This is a genomic window from Mannheimia sp., assembly GCF_056854775.1.
In genome coordinates, this window is record NZ_JBXGGI010000075.1 from 1 (window position 1) to 3,548 (window position 3,548).

The 3,548-nt window shown below is 33.4% G+C and carries 2 protein-coding genes; both read right to left on the reverse strand.

Translation table 11 applies throughout. From position 1 onward, the window contains the following. Positions 1–1,721: capsular polysaccharide biosynthesis protein (locus ACJHV0_RS05660; protein ID WP_483133623.1), on the reverse strand; the 1,721-nt coding region annotated here is incomplete at its 3' end. Positions 1,722–1,846: 125 nt separating this feature from the next. Beyond that, positions 1,847–3,548, reverse strand: a 1,702-nt coding sequence (locus ACJHV0_RS05665) for an RNA-binding domain-containing protein (protein ID WP_483133624.1), incomplete at its 5' end; no start/stop codon positions are given.

The window sequence follows — 3,548 nt, forward strand, 5'->3', positions numbered from 1 at the left end:
AAAATACAATCTAAAATATTCACATTATCGACAATAAGATCAGCAAAATGGAGAGCTTCCATCTTTGGAATATTGCCAATTCTATTTCCACTAACTACATCAGGATGCGGTTTATAAACAATATAGGCTGTAGGGTTTAGCTCTCTGACTTTTTTTAATAAATCCAGATTTTTCTTAATTTGTGGAGAACCTGATTTAATTGAAGCATCATCTTCAACCTGCCCCGGCACTAAAATAATTTTTTTGCCTTGAGCATTAAAATCGACATCGCCACTACCTACATTGTATTTTCCAATATGGCTTGCAACTAACTTTTGTCTTAGAGCTTCAGCATTAGACAAATCATTATCAGAGAAATGTTCTGCCTTTAATAAAATTTGTTCTAATCGAGAAGTAGTTTCCGCATTAAAATAAATGCCTAAATCGTCAACCACTAATGAAAGTGGAGCAACTAAATTTGCTCCTAGCCCAACAGAACGAATAAAACCATCTTCCATTCTTAGTAACGGAATATTATTTTGTTTCGCAAATTGTAGAATTTCAGGCTTACCATTACTCCAAACAAGAATTTTTGCATTCTCTGCAAGCGGTCGTTTTTCTAAAGAATTTAACGAACGTACAAAATGCAATTTACATTGTGGTAGGTTAAAAAATGGCTTAATGACAGCCTGTTTCCATAAAGACATTCCTATGCAATAAAGATTTCCGCTTAGACGTTGATTCAATATTTTTACTTTATGTAAATAATCAATCACATCAAAAATTGAACCGCTTTTGCCTGTATTTGGATTAATGTAACGGCTATAATCAAAATAAGCAGCGTAAAAAAGCTGAAGTAATGAACGTTCAGTTCTTCTATTTTGCTGAAAAAGTGATTGAATATTCTCATTTCGATCATCCGTTATCCCCCAACCAGCAAACCAGGGCAGGCCGAAAGTAATCACTTTTATGCCTAATAGCAATGCTTCAAATCCCATTTGAGAAGTTACACAATAAACTTTCTCACACCATTTAATTAAACTTGCCGGGTTTACATCTGCAGTAATAATCCTTACCTTATCAGCATATTGGGGTAAATCAGTTAAATAACCTTTTTTCTTACCACTTAGTACATCTGGATGTGTTTTTACCCAAATCTGAGCATTAGGATTTTCACTTATTGCTGTTTCTAACATATTATTAAAATCAGCTTCGCTCGCTTGACCATATTTTACAGCCATATCGCCAAAGGTTTGGTCGATAACTAACACAATCTTACTCTCTGGAGGGACTTGCTCGCAGAAATCTAATGCGTGATTATATTTTGACAGTTGGTAAGTTAAAATTTGAGATAAAGCTTTCTCCGCATTTTTTATTTCAACTTCATCTTGCAAAGGTTGCTCTAATAATAGATTTTCTAGACGAGAAGGACGAGTGGTATCGTAATAGATCCCCACATCATCATACACAAGAGAAAATGGCGGGTAGCCTTTTACGCCCAAACCTAATGAGCGAAGAAAGCCGTCTTCTAATGATACAAAGGGCAAGTTGTGCTTAACTGCATAAGCACGAGCTTTTCGAGTAGAAGGGCGAAGTCCCCAGCCAATCACCTGATCTATCAAGATTCTATGCGGAATAGCTTTCTTCAAATAAGAAGCAAAAATTATTCTGCAATCCGGTAAAAAGCTATTTAAGTTTGGGATATTGAGAATTCCTTTTGAGAAAATCAGTGAATTAATCATCGTTCTATAGTTTTTATTTAGGATTTCTGCAAATTCTCTGCAGTATTTCTGCAAGTTCTCTGCAGTATTTCTGCAAATTCTCTGCATTATTTCTGCAAATTCTCTGCAGTATTTCTGCAAATTTTTTATTGAACAAGAACCCAAAGCGATTTTTTTGTAGTGCCTATATTCTTGATAATATTATTTCGGCGTAATTTTGTTAATAAATTTGCTATTTTCTTATCTTTTTGCAGAATATCTAATTCATTACTTAACTTGCTTTCTAATAAATGATTGATAGTTGAACGATCTGCAGTGCTGAATTGGGTTAAATATTCCACAATTAATTTAGTATAAAAATCATCATCTTGTGTTTTAGTATGTATATATTTTACTTTATCTTCTAGAGGATAAGATCTTTGTACTACTGATGAAACTCTATAGTTAGGCTTACGCCCCTCAATAAACCCTTGTTTTCTTAACTGTGTTGCAGACTCCTTTGTTATTGGTAGATTTTTTTGCACCCTATCCAAAGCACAAATATCTGTAAATGAAATATTCGAATTATTAATAAGTTGGCTAGTATAAGCCTCATTCACAATATCACCATATAACGTGAGTATTACAGTATTGCTTTGTTCAAGGTTGTAATCAGGCAAAGGTAGATATCGTTGAGCTTGTTTCCGATGCATTTCGTAAATACCATATCCCATAGTATCAATCATATTTAATTGCACCATTGCTTGTGCAAGAAATGTATTGCGATATTGTTTCGGAGTTTTAGAGCCATTTATATAGTCTTCCGGTTTCCCTTCAGAAAAGGATCCTATATTTTCAAAAATAAGTTTATCTGATTTTTCAGTAACAATGATACGAGCATTTAATAAATAATCTTGGTGAGCTATGCAATTATGTAGAGCCTCTAAAACGATTTTCTGATCATATTTAGAGATTTCTCTTGCCATTAAAGAGTCATTCTCCAATAAACGAATCTGAAAATTGCGAATTTTTCTGTACAGCTCTGTTGTAGTTAATAAAAAAGGAATTGAAAAATGCTCGTAAGCTCTTTCATCTTTTGTTTCTAATTTCCAAGTCATTTGAGCTGGGTGAGGAGAAAGTAAAAATGAAGATTCGCTTTTCCCAAGTAGAAGCATTGTTGTTCGAGTAATTTTACCATCTTGGGTTAGTTTAGCTTTATCTAAAAAAGTTGAAATATCCCAATTCTCTACTTCATCAGCAGAAAATCGGTTTGCATATTTTTCAATAAATGCACTCTTTGCAACTTTAATAGCTTTTGCATCTAAATCTTCTAAAGTTGCATTAGGGATAATCTGAGCAGACCAATCTTCTACTATACGAAGTTGATCTAATTTATTCGTCGTTAGAGGAACTAAGCTCTCACCTGAACGACTATAGAAATGCCCTTTCCAAGCTAGAGGCATTCCCAAAGGTGTTGCCGGTATCTCGAATAAAACAACTCTTTTTCCATCATAGTCATTGATTTCATAAATATGTCGGAAAGTCATTGCAGGATCAGTATTCTGCTGAATCTGAAGTTTCAACTTATTGAGGTTAAGGTTCTCATTATTATCTGAACGATAATTTGTACCAACCACCTTTTTAGTTTTATTATTTACGCCAAAGACTAACCAAGCAGAGTTTCTATTATTCAGCCTTGCTTCATTTGATAATGCTGAAAAATATTCACCTATACTGTCGATGCTATATGTGTTATCAGCTTGCTTAAATTCAATAATTTCATTTTCCCAAGTGGAAATAAAATTATTTAAAAGTTGTTTTAGTTCATATTCAGACATAATAATAAATAATAAGAGAAAAGAGTAATAT